This window comes from Crossiella sp. CA198, from assembly GCF_052078295.1.
Lineage (GTDB): Bacteria > Actinomycetota > Actinomycetes > Mycobacteriales > Pseudonocardiaceae > Crossiella.
Map to the genome: position 1 here is coordinate 104,311 of NZ_JBQJIM010000024.1, position 13,851 is coordinate 118,161.

The 13,851-nt window shown below is 71.6% G+C and carries 12 protein-coding genes; 4 read left to right on the forward strand and 8 right to left on the reverse strand.

Going from position 1 to position 13,851, the window contains the following annotated elements:
• Nucleotides 1–143 precede the first annotated feature (143 nt).
• Complete coding sequence (locus tag ACTOWY_RS33930) at nt 144–1,418, forward strand: hypothetical protein (protein ID WP_441313681.1); 1,275 nt, start codon at nt 144–146, stop codon at nt 1,416–1,418.
• 91 nt (nt 1,419–1,509) lie between these two features.
• On the opposite strand, the gene ACTOWY_RS33935 is transcribed toward ACTOWY_RS33930, so the two are convergent.
• The 8 genes from ACTOWY_RS33935 to ACTOWY_RS33970 all read right to left on the reverse strand — a co-directional run bounded on the left by ACTOWY_RS33935 (nt 1,510) and on the right by ACTOWY_RS33970 (nt 10,383).
• A complete protein-coding gene (locus tag ACTOWY_RS33935) occupies nt 1,510–1,737 on the reverse strand; it encodes a hypothetical protein (RefSeq protein ID WP_247755983.1) in 228 nt (75 codons plus the stop codon).
• Nucleotides 1,734–2,108 (reverse strand): WhiB family transcriptional regulator, encoded by a 375-nt coding sequence (locus tag ACTOWY_RS33940; protein WP_282104652.1) that lies wholly within the window; start codon nt 2,106–2,108, stop codon nt 1,734–1,736. The genes ACTOWY_RS33935 and ACTOWY_RS33940 overlap by 4 nt, the downstream gene beginning before the upstream one ends.
• 119 nt (nt 2,109–2,227) lie before the next feature.
• Nucleotides 2,228–2,497, reverse strand: coding sequence for a hypothetical protein (locus ACTOWY_RS33945; protein WP_441313682.1), 270 nt, complete (start codon nt 2,495–2,497; stop codon nt 2,228–2,230).
• Between the two features lie 123 nt (nt 2,498–2,620).
• Complete coding sequence (locus ACTOWY_RS33950; protein WP_441313683.1) at nt 2,621–5,080, reverse strand: ATP-dependent DNA helicase UvrD2; 2,460 nt, start codon at nt 5,078–5,080, stop codon at nt 2,621–2,623.
• Nucleotides 5,081–5,084: 4 nt separating this feature from the next.
• On the reverse strand, nt 5,085–5,993 hold the full coding sequence (gene nudC / locus ACTOWY_RS33955) for an NAD(+) diphosphatase (protein ID WP_441313684.1): 909 nt from the start codon (nt 5,991–5,993) through the stop codon (nt 5,085–5,087).
• Nucleotides 5,990–7,384 (reverse strand): M16 family metallopeptidase, encoded by a 1,395-nt coding sequence (locus ACTOWY_RS33960; protein WP_441313685.1) that lies wholly within the window; start codon nt 7,382–7,384, stop codon nt 5,990–5,992. The genes nudC and ACTOWY_RS33960 overlap by 4 nt, the downstream gene beginning before the upstream one ends.
• Nucleotides 7,381–8,664, reverse strand: coding sequence for a M16 family metallopeptidase (locus tag ACTOWY_RS33965; protein ID WP_184999947.1), 1,284 nt, complete (start codon nt 8,662–8,664; stop codon nt 7,381–7,383). Before ACTOWY_RS33965 ends, ACTOWY_RS33960 begins: the two co-directional genes overlap by 4 nt.
• A gap of 18 nt (nt 8,665–8,682) precedes the next feature.
• Nucleotides 8,683–10,383, reverse strand: a complete 1,701-nt coding sequence (locus ACTOWY_RS33970) for a DUF2207 domain-containing protein (RefSeq protein WP_441313686.1) — start codon at nt 10,381–10,383, stop codon at nt 8,683–8,685.
• Nucleotides 10,384–10,452: 69 nt separating this feature from the next.
• On the opposite strand from ACTOWY_RS33970, the gene ACTOWY_RS33975 reads away from it, so the two are divergent.
• Genes ACTOWY_RS33975 through ACTOWY_RS33985 form a run of 3 tightly spaced genes read left to right on the forward strand, consistent with a single transcriptional unit; the run spans nt 10,453 to nt 13,834 of the window.
• Nucleotides 10,453–11,499 (forward strand): neutral zinc metallopeptidase, encoded by a 1,047-nt coding sequence (locus ACTOWY_RS33975; protein ID WP_441313687.1) that lies wholly within the window; start codon nt 10,453–10,455, stop codon nt 11,497–11,499.
• A 14-nt stretch (nt 11,500–11,513) separates the two neighbouring features.
• Nucleotides 11,514–12,959 carry a neutral zinc metallopeptidase gene (locus ACTOWY_RS33980; RefSeq protein ID WP_441313688.1) on the forward strand — a complete coding sequence of 482 codons (1,446 nt, stop codon included), beginning with the start codon at nt 11,514–11,516 and terminating at the stop codon, nt 12,957–12,959.
• A complete protein-coding gene (locus ACTOWY_RS33985) occupies nt 12,959–13,834 on the forward strand; it encodes a hypothetical protein (RefSeq protein ID WP_441313689.1) in 876 nt (291 codons plus the stop codon). The genes ACTOWY_RS33980 and ACTOWY_RS33985 overlap by 1 nt, the downstream gene beginning before the upstream one ends.
• The last annotated feature ends 17 nt before the right edge of the window (nt 13,835–13,851 follow it).

Sequence of the window (13,851 nt, forward strand, 5' to 3'; positions counted from 1 at the left end):
CACACCCGAACAGCCGTCCTTCGTACTGGGCCGAACACGCGCGCTCCTGGCCGTTAGCGCATGAGTCGCTGGCGGAACGAACAGGCAAGCTTGCCCAAAAGTGTCTGGCGGACAGAAACAGCGTCGTGGAAATCTTCGCCGCTGTGTCGAGCCACCAGGACTGCCCGGAGCCGGCGATCCAGCGTCTGCTGGCTGAGCCCGCGATGCCGGAGCACACCACTTCCAGCGCGTTCCGCACCGTCGCCGCGCTCACCGACGGCCACCTGGACCCGCTGCAGACCGGCTGGTTACTGGACACCCAGCACCGCGACGGGTCTTGGGGCGGCGCGATCCCGTTCGCACCGGACCGGTGCCTGAACACACTGGCCGCGGTGGTCGCGCTGACCGAGGCCGATCGCGCCGATCCGGCGGACGGACCGGACGTCCTGCCCGCCACCCACGCCGGCGTGGCCTACCTGTGGAACGCGCTGTCCGGGGTCCGCGAGGACGATCCGCGCCGCCCGCCGCACTTCGCCACCCACCTGTCGATCCTGCTGCACCGGGCCCGCGAGCTGGACCTGCCGCTGCCCTACCCCAACCTGGCCGACCTGGCCGCCACTCACTGCGAGAAGCCCTTGGCGCCCAACGATTCCAGCCTCTGCCTCGGCACGGTCGAGGAGCTGGAGACGCTGTGGACGGCGCTGACGCTGGCCCGGTCGGGGGTGCCGGGCGAGCTGCTCCGGCCGTCGGTGGCGGCGCTGGGTGTGCCGAGCGGGGACGGACTGGCGAACACAAGCGCGGGTGCGGGCGGTGGTGCCGAGGCTGATCGACTAGCGATCTTGCTGGCGTTGCGCGGGTATTGCGGTCTGCCGGTCGATCAGGATCTCATCGGCCTGCTGACCAGCAGTGATGTTGATCCGATCCATCTGATCGGGGCGCTGGCCACCGATCCTGGGCGGCATTCGGCCGCACTCGCCGACGTGCTCGGGCAGCTGCGCGACCACCGCTCCGAGAGTGCCTACTGGCAGCACCGCTGGCACCTCTCGCCCTATCACGCGACCTGGCTGGCGCTGGCGGCGGCGGACGGGCTGGACGACGGGGTCCGGGCGGACGCGGTGGACTGGCTGATGTCGACCCAGCGGGCCGACGGGTCCTGGGGTGTCGGGGGCGGGACGGTCGAGGAGACGGCCTACGCGGTGAGCAGTGTGCTGGCGATGGCGCCCGGGTCGCTGGTGATGCGGCAGGCGGTGGCCATGGGGATGGATCACCTGGAGGCGTGGCGGAACGAGCCCTGGCCGGAGTTGTGGGTGGGGGCGGTGTTGTTCGCGCCGCGGCGGGTGGTGCGGGCGGCGGTGCTCGGCGCTCGGTATCGGTACAGCCGATGGCTGGGCGAGCAGGGGGCCGAGCACAGCTGCGAGGTGTTGCCCGCTGGCCAGTAGGACGGGGTGGACTAGACCGGTTGAACGCCGGCAGGCGTCGTTCACGGGGAACGACGCCTGCCGGGGTTGAAGGGTCAGCTGGGGTGTGGGCTCAGGACGCGGAGAACCGCTCCGCGCGGCGGGCCGCCCACTGGGACAACCTCCGCCACCGGCGCGCCGACGCGAGGTCGCAGGCAAGCCTGCGCTCGGCCGACACCCGTTGAGCCTCTTGTATTCGTACTTTGGACAGTTCTTCGTACAGATGCATGGTCTTGAATCCCTGGCTCGAGCGTTCGACGTTCATGACGAGGAAAAAGGTGGCATCGCCGCTGGTGTTCACGCCGCTGCCTCCTCAGTGCGGGTCGCGACCGGGGTCGCGACGGTGTCGGTCTTGCGGGGCCGGCCACGCGGACGCTTCTTCGCGATGACCACACCGCGCTCGAAGATCTCGCCGCCCCAGACGCCCCAGGGCTCGCGACGGGTAAGCGCACCGGCCAGGCACTCGGCGAGCACCGGGCAGCCAGCGCACAAACCCTTCGCGACCTCGAGGTCGGCGGGGGTGTCGGCGAACCACAGGTCGGGGTCGTTGACGCGGCAGGGCAGGCTCAGGCCCGCACCTGACGCGTCGTCCAGCAGGTCAGTCACACCGGCCGAGGTGTCCCAGCCGGTAGGGGCCACGTCACGAGTGGACGGAGCAGTGACGGTAAACAAGGGGTTTCTCCTTCAGTACCAACGGTTCTGTGCATTATTTTTGGGTTGGAGCGACAAAAAGGCCGCGGTCCCTGGTGGGGGTCCGCGGCCTCGAGAGGTTGGTCATTCCTGACCTGTGGTCAGGGACTTCTCTCCAACGCGGACGTGCGACGCTCATCGGTGTTCGGCACATCGACGACGCTCGGAATCAGGGCGGCGACGGTGGTGGGGGCCCACGCTGCGAACACAGTGGTCCCCTGGATCTGGGCGTAACGCCGGGCGGCAAGGCCGACCCGCGAATTCACCCCGGCGCACAGGGCGCCGCCGTTACCATTGATGCCGTGGCCGGACAGGCCGAATTTTCCGGTCAAGGGGTGGGCCGGAGTTCCGATGATCATCAGGTTCTTCACGACATCCACCCCCTTCCCCAGTTGGCGAGATCGAGTCTCGCGGGCTCGGGGCTCTTCGCACCCGGCTGTTGCAGGTTATTGCTCGGTCCCGCGGACATGCAACCGCTTTTTACAAAATGCTCTTCAACTGCCCGATCGTGTGTCTTCCCCGTGGTCAGACGATTGCGCGCCGTGCACAAGCGCGAGCACGTCCGCGCCGAACCTGGTCAGCTTGGTGGCGCCGATGCCGGAGATCGACACCAGCGCCGCGTCGTCGGCGGGACGCTGTTCGGCGATCGCGGTGAGGGTGGCGTCGGTGAAGACCACATAGGGCGGGACCTTGAGTTGTTTGGCTCGCGCACCCCGCCAGGCCAGCAGCCGGGCGAGCAACTCCTCGTCCACAGTGGACGGACAACCGGCACACCGGCCGAGCTTGATCGCGGTGGTGCCGATGAGCGCGCCACCGCAGCCGCGGCAACCCGGTTTGACCGATTGCCGAGACAGTGTGTTGCCGGACACACCATGGGCGCGGGCCGGTAGCGCGGCCGGATGGTCCTCGGGCATCAGTCCGTTGAGGAAACGGCTGCGCCGCCGGTACCGCTTGCCGCCCTCGGCCCTGGACAGCGCCCAGGACAGCCACAGGTGCTCCCTGGCCCGGGTGATCCCGACGTAGAAGAGCCGCCGCTCCTCCTCGATCGCCGCCGCGTCGGCCGGGGTGTCGCCGATGGCGTGCTGGATCGGCAACGTGCCCTCGACCAGCCCGACCAGGAACACCGCGTCCCACTCCAGGCCCTTGGCCGCGTGCATGGAGGCGAGGGTGACGCCGGCGACGGTGGGCGGGTGCTGGGCCTCGGCGCGGGCGTCGAGTTCGGCGGAGAAGCGGCGCAGGTCGGCCTCGGGCAGGGCGGTGAGCAGTTCATCGGCCACGCCGAGCAGGCCGGAGAGGGATTCCCAGCGTTCGCGGGCGGCGCCGCCCGCGGGGGGCTGGGGGGTGAGGCCGAGGGGGGCGAGCACGGCGCGGACCACGGCGAGCAGGTCGAAGGGGCGCGGCCGGGGTGCTGCGGCGGGGGGCGCCTCGGCATCGGCGGGGGCGGGCGGGGCCTCGGGGTCGGCGACTCGGGACTGGACGCCTGCGGCGCGGTGGGCCAGGGCGGTGGCGGTCGCGGAGTGGGGGCCGGGCGAGTACGGCGCGGCGGTGGGGTGGGCCGGGTGCGACTCGGCGGTGCGGCGAAGCTCGGCGACGGGGCGGGACAGATCGGCGGGGCGGGACTCGGCAGCCGGGCGGGGCTCGGCGACGGGGCGGGCTGAGTCAGCGAGGCGGGGTTCGGCGGCCGGGTGCGACTCGGCAGCCAGGTCAGCGGGGCGGGGTTCGCTGCGCGGGCGGGTCAGGGCCGCGGCGCGGATGGCCTGCATGGCCTGGCGGACCTCGGGGCGGTTGAAGAACCGTTCGCCGCCGCGGACCAGGTATGGGATGTCGGCCTCGGTGAGGGCCTGTTCGTAGACCTCGGACTGGCCGTTGACGCGGAACAGGACCGCGATCTCGTGCGCTGGAACGCCTGCTTTGCGCAGTTTGCCGATTCGGCGGGCTACCGCGTGCGCCTCGGCTGGTTCGTCGTCGAACTCGGCGAAGTGCGGGCGGGGGCCCTTGGGGCGCTGGCCGATGAGTTTGAGGCGGGAGCCGCTGGGGCGGTCGCGGGCGCCGCTGATGACCTGGTTGGCCAGGGAGACGACCTCGGGGGTCGACCGGTAGTCGCGTTCCAGGCGGACGATGGTGGCTTCGGGGTAGCGGCGGGGGAAGTTCAGCAGCCAGTGGGGGGCGGCGCCGGCGAAGGAGTAAATGGTCTGGTTGGCGTCGCCGACGACGGTGAGGTCGTCGCGGCCGCCGAGCCAGGCGTCCAGGACTCGTTGCTGGAGGGGGGTGACGTCCTGGTACTCGTCGACGACGAAGCAGCGGTAGCGGTCGCGGAACTCGGTGGCCACCTCGGGGTGTTCCTCGAAGACCGCCGCGGTATGCAGCAGGTAGTCGTTGAAATCGAGCATGCGGGCGCCGGATTTGAGCTTCTCGTAGCACTCGTAGACCGCCACGATCTGCGCCGCGGCGGCTGGCAGGTCGCGGGTGGCCTTGGCGGCGGCCGTGGCGTAGTCGACGGGGGCGATGAGTGAGGATTTGGCCCAGTCGATCTCGCCCGCGAGGTCGCGCAGCATCTCGGTCTCGGTGGACATGCCGACGCGGCGGGCGGCCTGGGCGATGGCCCGCATCTTGCCGTCGATGAGCTGCCAGGGATCGCCGCCGACGACTCGCGGCCAGAAGTAGCGCAGCTGCTTCATGGTGGCGGCGTGGAAGGTGCGGGCCTGGGCCTGGTGCACGCCCAGGTCACGCAGGCGGGTGCGCATCTCGCCTGCCGCGCGGCTGGTGAAGCTGACCGCGAGCACCTGGCCGGGGGCGACCAGGCCCCGGTGCACCAGGTAGGCGATGCGGTGGGTGATGGTGCGGGTCTTGCCGGTGCCCGCTCCGGCCAGCACACAGACCGGGCCCCGTGGAGCCTCTACCGCCGCGCGCTGTTCCGGATCCAGTCCCGCAAGAAGCGTCTCGGCGTCACCCACCGGGTCATCCTCGCATTGCCGCCCAACCCTCGAGCATGCGGCGCGCGATGGAGGTCTCCGGCGGCAGGCGCAGGCCCGGGATCTCGCCGCCGGCGGCGATCGCGGCCCGCACCTGGTCCCGGTGCACCCAGTTGGCTTCCTCGATCTCGCCCTCGGCGGGAGTCAGCGTGGCGCCCGGATCGGCCAGTGCGGCGAAGCCGACCATCAGCGACCGCGGGAACGGCCAGGGCTGGCTGCCCAGGTAACGCACGTCGCGGACCTTGACGCCGACCTCCTCGGCGACCTCGCGCACCACACAGGCTTCGAGGGACTCGCCGGTCTCCACAAAACCGGCCAGCACCGAGTAGCGCTCCGGCGGCCAGATCGGCTGGCGGGCCAGGATGACCTGGTCCGCGCCGTCGTGCACCAGGCAGATCACCGCCGGGTCGGTGCGCGGGTATTCCTCGCGGCCGCAGCCGGTGCAGCGGCGCGCCCACCCGGCCCGTTCGGGCTTGGTGGACGCGCCGCAGCGCGCACAGAAACCGGAGTGCCGGTGCCAGGTCAGCAGCCCGACCGCGGTGGTCAGCAGACCCGCGTCGGTGTCGTCGAGCAGGGCGCCGGTCATCCGGAGGTCCTGCCAGTTCTCCTCTTCCAGCTCCTGCTCGGCGGGCACGGCCCAGTACGAGCGGCCGTCCTGGGTGCCGAGCAGCACCGCGGTGTCACCGGGTTCGGGCGAGTGCTCGAGCGCGGCGCGCAACCGCAGTCCCGCACCGCCCTCGCGCAACTCGACCCGGCCCCGGTTGTCGACAACGAGCAGCTCCGCCGTGCGCCAAAGTCCGGCGAGGCGGGCCGCGTCGTCCCGCAGCAGATCGTCGCGGTCCACCGTGGACCTGGACAGTGCGGGCAGCCGGTCGAGCTGGAATTCCTGGGTCACGGAAGGAGAACTCCGCCAAGGGCGCCCATTGTTCCGGCCAGCGCGTCCGCGTCGCCGACCACGACCCCGGTCCAGGCCTCCGGCGCGAAGAACTCGCGGGCCGCCTCGGCCACCTCCGCCACACTGACCTGCGCCAGCCTGCGCTGGTGCGCGCGCAGCCAGTCGAAGTCCAGCCCGAAGGCGGTCAGCGACAGCAGCGTGTTCGCCAGTCCGGCCTGGGATGCCTCGGCGATGAGCTGCATGCCGATCAGGTAGTTGCGGGCGGAGTCCACCTCGGCCTGGGTCGGCGGCGAGACCACCATCCGGCCCAGCTCGTAGCGGATCTCCAGCAGCGCGGCGGCGCTGACATCGCTGGCGGTGTCAGCGTCCAGCAACAGGGTGGCGTTGCCGGGGGTGTACTCGAAGGCCGAGCGGGCCGAGTAGGTGAAGCCCTTGTCCTCACGGATGTTCTCCACCAGGCGGGAGGAGAAGTAGCCGCAGTAGACCAGGTTCGCCAGCTGCAGCGCGGCGTACTTGGGGTGGTTGCGCGGCACCGCCTGGGTGGACAGCCGGAACTGGGACTGCACGGCGCCGGGCCGGTGCACCAGTTTCAGGTCGCCGCCCGTCAGCTCCGGCAGCGCGGGCAGCGGCGTCGCGCTGCCCTCGCCCTGCCAGCCGCCGAGCTTGTCCGCCACGACCTCGATCATCTTGTCTGGGTCGACATCGCCGACCAGCACCAGGATCGAGCCGCGCGGCAGCAGGTTGTTCTTGTGCAGCGCGCGGACCTGCTCGGCGGAGACCTCCGCGACATCGGAGTGCAGCGGCACCTCCTTGACGAACGGGTGGTCGCCGTAGCGGTGCTTCTGCAGGGCCTCGCGGGCGATGGTGCCCGGTTCGCTGCGGGCCAGCGCGATCGCGCTGGCCAGCCGCTCGCGTTCACGGAGCAGCTCGTCCTCGGGGTAGCTGGCGCCGGTGAGCAGGTCGCCGAGCACGTCCAGCTGCACGTCCAGGCCGCTGGCCAGGCCCTCGCCGCTGAAGGAGAGCCGTTCCGGGTCGACCGTGGCGCTGATCGAGGAGCCGACCAGGGCCAGCTCGTCGGCGATCTGCAGCCGGTTGCGCCTGCCGGTGCCGGTGGTCACGGTGGCGGCCAGCAGTTCGGCGATGGCCGGGTGCTGGGGGTCGGTGCCCGCGAAGGGCACGAACAGCCGCATGCCGACCAGCGGCACGGTGGCGCGCTGGGCGGCCACCACCCGCAGTCCGTTGGCCAGCGTTTTGTCCACAATGGACACTTCGGTGGCCACGTTCTGCTCGCCCAGCGGCGGCAGCGGACGCGGACCCGCTTCGGTGCGGCCGATTTCTTCTGCGGTGCGTGGGCGGCGTTTCAGACCCGCTGTCACAGTGGACTCGGTCACTGGTCTCCTCCGGCGTTGAGCACGAGCACGGCGCGGGAGTCCGGGCGCAGCGCCTTGGCCGCGGTCACCACGTCCTCCTCGCTGACCCCGGCGATCCGCCGCGGCAGTTCGCTGATCAGCTCGGCCCGCCCGAAGAGCAGTTCGGCCGCGCCGAGGGCGAGCGTGCGCGACATCAGCCGGTCGTGCTCGGAGTACAGCGCGGCGGCCCAGCGGGCCTCCACCCTGGCCAGTTCGTCGGTGTCAGGACCGTCGGAGGCCAGCCGGTGCAGTTCCTCGTCCAGCGCGCCGATCACCCGCGAAACGTCCACAGTGGACGGATGGATGGCGGTCACCGTCAGCGTGTCCGGGTCCCGCGCGTCCAGCGCGCTGCCCAGCAGGCCGCAGCGGGCGCCGACCTCGACCACCAGCTCCTCGTCCTGGGTCATCCGGCGCTGCAACCGGGAGGAGTCCCCGTCGGTGAGCAGCGCGGTGAGCACCACGTAGTTGAGGTAGGAGTCCAGATCGCCTGCCGGGTCGGGCAGCCGGTAGCCGACCGCGACCCCGGGCAGGGTGGCGTGCGCGTCGGTGTACTCCCCGCGCAGCTCGCCCTGCGGGAACGGCTCGGCGAAGGAGGGCCGCACCGGCACCGGGCGGGCAGGCACGTCGCCGAAATGCTTCTGCACCAGGTCAATCGCCTCGTTCACGGTGAAGTCACCGGCGACGGTGAGCACCGCGTTGCCCGGGGCGTAGAAGGTGTCGAAGAAGGTCGCGCAGTCCTGCAGACTGGCCTGCTCCAGGTCGGAGAAGTCGCCGTAACCGTTGTGCGCGTTGGCGAAGGTGGAGTACAGCACCGGCGGCAGGGTGATCCACGGGAACCCGCCGTAGGGCCGGTTCAGCACGTTGAGCCGGATCTCCTCCTTGACCACGTCGACCTGGTTGCGCAGGTTCTCCTCGGTCAGCTTGGGCGCGCGCATCCGGTCGGCTTCCAGGAAGAGCATCCGCTCCAGCGCCGCGGAGGGCGCCACCTGGAAGTAGTCGGTGTAGTCCGGATGTGTCGAACCGTTGAACACCCCGCCGGAGCCCTGGACGTGCCGGAAATGGGCGAGTTTCTCCAGGCTCTCGCTGCCCTGGAACATCAGGTGCTCGAACAGGTGCGCGAAACCGGTGCGGCCCTCGGGTTCCGACCGGAAGCCCACGTCATAGTGCACGCTGACACACACCACGGGAGCCGTGCGATCGGGCGCGAGCAGGACGCGCAGTCCGTTGGCGAGAGTCACCCGGTGCAGCTGGGGATCTGACATGACGTAAGACTACGGGCCCTACCGAAGTGCGCGCAGGTGCCCAGCCTCGGCGAGCACCCCGTCCACCGCGGCCAGGAACAGCGGGAAGTGCGCCGCGAACCGGCGGAGGTCGGGTGTGGACTCCTCGCCCTGGGCCGATTCCCCGTACCAGTACAGGCCGGGCGTGCCGTCCGCGTCGGAGTCCAGGGTGGCGAAGGCGCGCAGCCAGCGGTCGGTCTCGCCGAGCACCACCGCGTAGGGCAGCGAGCGGGAGAAGACCATCTCGCGGTCGGCTGGCGGGATGTCGTCCACCTGGACCGTATGCAGGTAGCCGCGCAGGCCGCGGACCTGGGCCAGCAGCGCGCTGCCCCGGCGGGTGCGGGCGGGCATGGAGCGGGCGCCGACGGTCAGCGCGACGCCTGCCACGATCACCGCGAGGCCGAGCACGGCGTAGGTGGTGGTGAAGGCCATCACCAGGGTGGCCGCGATGCCCAGGCCGGTCAGGCCGAGGCCGATCCACCACCAGCGGGTGCGCTCGGTGTCCGGGCGGCTGGTGAACCACTGCCGCTCGACCACGTCGGTGTAGAGCGCGTCGCGCACGCCGGTCAGGTCCAGGCCGCCGCCACCGCGCAGCTGGGAGAGCAGCACCTGCTCCCGGTCGCCGGTGAACAGGGTGTCGTAGACGGCGCGCTCGTAGTCGGTGAGGTAGTCATCCGGCGGGTTGCGCCGCACGATCCGCCAGTTGGCCACGCCGCTGCCGCCGTGGATCTCCTCGATCCACAGGTAGTTGCGCACCGCGAGGTCGACCACGGTGGCCGAGACGTCGACCACGTCCACGTGCTCGTCCACCACGGTGCCGACCTGACCGGGCAGCACGCCGTCCGGGGAGGCGAAGCTGACCCGCTGTTCCTCGTCCGCGACCAGCACCTGCACCGGGCCGACGTCGCTGGCCAGCGCCTTGGCGTCGCGGCCGCGGGCGAACCAGAGCAGGGCCACGCCGCCGAGCAGCAGCAGCGCCAGGCCGCCGAGTCCGCCGAGGGTGAGCGGGGTGAGCGCGAAGGCCCTGGCCAGGGTGGAGCCCTGGTCGAAGCGGGCGTTGGCGGGCACGGTGCCCGGTTCCAGGCCGACCGCCAGGTCGACCCGCTCGCCCTGCTTGAGCCCGATGTTGCGGGCCGAGGCGGCCTCACCGGCGACCACCTGGGCGTTGGTGCACAGGGTCGCCGAGCCGGGCACGCCTGCCAGGCAGGTGACCGAGGTGGGCGGCTTGGGCGAGACGAAGCTGACCGTGACCGAGTCCAGGTCCGCGCTCCAGCCGCCGGAGACCTGCCAGCGCAGGTCCTGGGCGTCGCCGGACTCGCTGACCGCGCCCTCGACGGTGTAGGTGATCTTGGACTGGCCCGCGTCGAGCCGGAGCGTCAGCTCCTCGGCGTTCTGCTCGACGCTGCCCTTGCCCTCCACCGCCGCCTTGCTGACGGTGAACACCCGTTCCACGTCGTCACCTGCGGCGATGCGCAGTGGCACGGTCCGGGTGACCGTCTTTCCTTCCGGCACGGCGACCTGCTCGGTCACACTGAGCTTGCCGTCGCGCTCCAGCCGGAGCGAGACGTCGGCGGCGATCGTGCCGGGCAGCCCCTGGGGGCCGCTGGGCTCGACTCCGCCCGAGGGCGGCGGGGGCACAGCGAGGAACGCGACAGGTGCCAGCACGGCTGCGGAGAGCACGGCGCCCCAGTTCGTCAACACGGCAGCGGAGAATAGCGGCATCGACCTATGCTTCGGGGCATCGAGTGGGAAAAGAGGGGTGAAGACGCGATGACGGCGCCTTCTGGGCCGGGTCAGCCGCCAGAACACGGCGGGTCCGCTGGCTCGGGCTACCCCGGGTACCACGATCCGTATCCGAGCTACGCCGACTACTCCGGCTACCTCGATCCGGAGCCGCCGAAGCCGCCGCGCCGCCGCAAGAACTCGCCGCTGACCGTCCTGCTGGTACTGGTCGTGCTGGTCGGGTCGGTGGTGGTCTACGCCAAGGTCACCGGGGACAACGCGGGTGAGCCGGATGCCGCCGCGCAGTCCTCGCCGGGCAGCCCCGGCACCACCGCCGCGCCGGATTCCGCCCAGCCCTCGCCCGCCCCGCTGCGGCCGCGGCCCACCCGCAAGCTGGAGGACCACCCGCTGATGGTCGACGGCGGCAAGCTCGCCTTCGCCCAGTGCGACCTGCCCAAGATCGGCCGGGCCACCGATCAGCTGCGCACCTACTACCTGGCGGGCATCGACTGCCTGGAGCGGGCCTGGACGCCGCTGCTGGAGGCGGCCAACCTGCCAACGCACAAGGTGGAGCTGGACACCTCGGCGGACATCACCGAGACCGCCTGCGGCAAGGCGGACAAGGACGAGCAGTTCGTGGCCATGTACTGCTCGCGGAACTCGATGATCTACATGCCGACCAAGCGGCTGCTGCGGGTCTACGGCACCAACTCCCCCGGCGGGCACCTGGCCACGCTGGCGCACGAGTACGGCCACCACATCCAGGCGCTGAGCGGGATGCTGGCCGCGGCCGGGCAGAAGCAGGAGGAGGCCGGGGAGGGCACGCCGGTCTCGGCTGAGTTGTCCCGCCGCATCGAAATGCAGGCAAACTGCTTCGCGGGCATGTTCCTTGCCGCTACGGTCGGCCGCGGCACCGTGACCAAGGCGCTGGCCGACAAGGCGGTCAACGACTTCCGGCAGGCTGACGACTCGCCCGACAGCCAGTCCAGTCACGGCACCGGCAAGAACCAGGGAGCCTGGGCCAAGCGGGGTTATGCGTCCAACAACGCGAAGGACTGCAACACCTGGGCGGCCAAGCCCGCAGACGTGAAATGAGCTGAGCACCGAGCATGACCACGCCGCCCCCTCCCGGCTCGTGGCCGCCGCCGGGCGCCGGACCGCAGCAGGGTCCGCGCGCAGGCTGGCCGCCACCCGCGCCGGTCGCCCCACCACCGCGGCCGGCGCCGATCGCCCCGCAGGGCACCCGCCGGATGCCACCGCCCGGTGTGGTGCAGCCGCCGCCGATGCCCTCCGGCCCGTACCAGCGGCCGCCGATGCCCAGCGGTCCGCGGCCCGGGCCACCGCAGCTGCCCGGCGGGCCGCCGCCGATGCCGCCGGGTCCGCCCGGTGGGATGCGGCCGGGAATGCCGCCGATGCCCAGTGGCGGGTTCGCGCCGCCGCCGCGGGCGGTGATGCCACCGCCGATGGCCGCGCCGCACAGCGCGCCGCGGCCGCCCGGTCACGGTGGCCCCGGTGGCCCGCCGCCGCCGTGGATGCCGCCGCAGCAGGCCTGGCCGATCGGGTACCCGCCGCCGCGCCGCAAGTCCGCCGGGCCGGTGGTCGCGCTGGTGCTGGTGGGTTCGCTGGTGGTGGGCGCGGGGCTGATCGCGCTGCTGGTCGGCACCGGGCGCAAGGCCCCGATCGCCGAGCCCGGCTACACCTACCCGAGCTTCACCGGGGTGGCCCGCACCACCGGGTACGGCACGACGGCCACCACCACGACCACGACCGGCACCACCACCGGTCGCGGCACCACCTCACGCACCACCAGCGCGACCAGTTCGGCCCCGCCGCAACCACGTCCGGTGCCCAAGCTGGTGGACAACCCGCTGCACCTGGCGGGCAAGCCGGTGGTGGCGGCGAACTGCAACCTGCCAGGGTTCAAGTCCAACCCGGAGGCGCTGCGTGCCTTCTACGGCGCGGCGATCCGCTGCATGCACGAGGCGTGGGCGCCCGCCATGCGCGCGGCGAACCTGCCGGATGACCCACCGGGCCTGGAAGTGGTGGTGGGCAAGGACAACAGCCCGTGCAGCTCCGGCGGCTACTCCAGCGGCGCGTTCTACTGCGGGCGCAACCACACGATCTACATGAACGCCAGAGTCGAGCGCAACGACGGGCAGAACGTGCAGGCCGGTCCGAGCCTGGGCGTGCTGGCGCACGAGTACGGCCACCACGTGCAGTCGATGAGCGGCATCCTGGGCGCGGCCTGGGACCAGATGTACGACGCCGGTCAGACCTCGGCCCGCGGGCTGGAGTTGTCCCGCCGCAAGGAACTCCAGGCGAGCTGCTTCGCCGGCATGTTCCTGGCCGCCGCCTCCGGCCGCGCCTCGGTGAACCGGAACCTGGCCAACGCGGCAATCGCCGACCTGGGCGAACGCGGTGACTGGCCGAACAACAAGCGGCCCCGCGACCACGGCTCCCCCGGCAACAACAAGGCCTGGGCCACCCACGGCGCCAAGTACAACAACAGCCGCGACTGCAACACCTGGAACGCCAAAGCGGACATCGTGAGCTAGTGACGAGCGTGCCACGGGACCGGTTCGTGCCGGCGGCCGATCAGCGGTCCGACGCGATCTGCCGGATGCCGGCCGCGGAGCTGGCCCGGTTGCTCAACGCGGCCAAGGCGAAGCCCGGTCACCGCATCCTGGTGACCGGGCCGGGCCTGGGTTACACCGCCGCGCTGCTGTGCGAGCGGTACGGCAGCGAGCACGTGACCGTCACCGGTGCGGAGGCCAAGGCGGTGCGCCGGGTCCGGGACCGGCTGGCCAGGGCGGGCTACCGGCCCTCGGCCAGGGTCAGCCCGCCCTATCAGCGGATCATCGCGGCGGCGCCGGTACGCGGGCTGCGGATCCCGGCGGAGTCGCTCGCGCGCTGCGAGCCGGGCGGCAAGATCCTCGCCGTGTCCGGCAACGGGATCGCGGTGATCGTGACGGTCACGGATGAGCAGCATGGGACCGGGCGCTTTCCGTGGCCGGTGTACCTGCAGCCCGCGTTCACCACCGAGGACGAGACGCCGGATCCGATGCACCCGGAGCGGAGCACCGCGGTGCGCGCGACCGAATGCGGCCACGGCGCGCCCGCCGGTTTCCGGCTGCACGTCCAGCTCACCATCGGCGAGATCGGTTACCGGACCTGGGGGTGGAGCGGGGGTGTCAGCTGCTCCAGCTTCCGGCATGTGGACGGGTCGTGGGCGAATGTGAACACCGGCGGCGACGGCGGGTGGACGGTTGTCGAGGGCGGGCCGCGGCGGTTGTGGAGCGAGGTCGAGGCTGAGTACGCGCGCTGGCAGGGGTTGGGCAGTCCGGACATCGGGCGGTACCGGCTGGTCATCGCCGGGGGGCGGCAGATCGTTCGGCTGGACGCGGAGAACAGCTGGGAATTGCCGGGCTGATCTCAGTCGCAGCCCAG